Source organism: Microbacterium sp. K41 (assembly GCF_004794395.1).
GTDB classification, from domain to species: domain Bacteria; phylum Actinomycetota; class Actinomycetes; order Actinomycetales; family Microbacteriaceae; genus Microbacterium; species Microbacterium sufflavum.
The window spans coordinates 1-578 of the sequence record NZ_SSDO01000103.1; the positions used below are offsets into that span (position 1 = coordinate 1).

General features: G+C 74.4%; 1 pseudogene. It reads right to left on the bottom strand.

Annotated elements, in window-relative coordinates:
- A pseudogene (locus tag DW309_RS02005) lies at positions 1-373 on the bottom strand (hypothetical protein); the annotation flags it as partial.
- Positions 374-578: the final 205 nt, after the last annotated feature.

Below are 578 nucleotides of genomic sequence, written 5' to 3' on the forward strand. Positions count from 1 at the left end.
CGGCCTCGGCGTTCGCGGCGCCCGCGGCGAGGTCGCCCGCACCCGCGGCGAGGGCCGTGGCTCCCGCTGCCGCGGTGGTGGCACCGTCGCTCAGCTTCTGCGAGCCGTCCTCGGCGCTCGCGGCACCCGCGGCGAGGTCCTGCGTCCCGTCGGCGAGGGTCTGCGCGCCGTCGGACAGTTCGGCGGCACCGGCCGCAAGCTTCGCCGACCCGTCTTCCGCGGCGGTGGTGCCGTCGGCGAGCTCCGCGGCGCCGGCGGCGATCTTGCTCGTGGTGGCGAAGAACAGCAGGATCATGGCGGCCAGCAGCAGGCTGAGCACGATCACGGCGATGCGCATGCCGAGGCCGTGCGCGTGGGGTGTTGCACTCGTCATTGAGGACTCCCGGGTGGTGTGTGGCGTCGTTGCCACGGGCGACTGTAGGGCCCCGGTGCCTCGCCGCACCGGAATTGCCGGACGATACCAAGTCCCAGCGCACGCGGGACTCAGTTTCTTGTGGCGGATGCACAAAGCGGCGTCCGCGCCCCCACCCCGCGAACGCCGCCCCGCGCCGTCGCCGCTAGCCCGGCAGGGAGGCGCC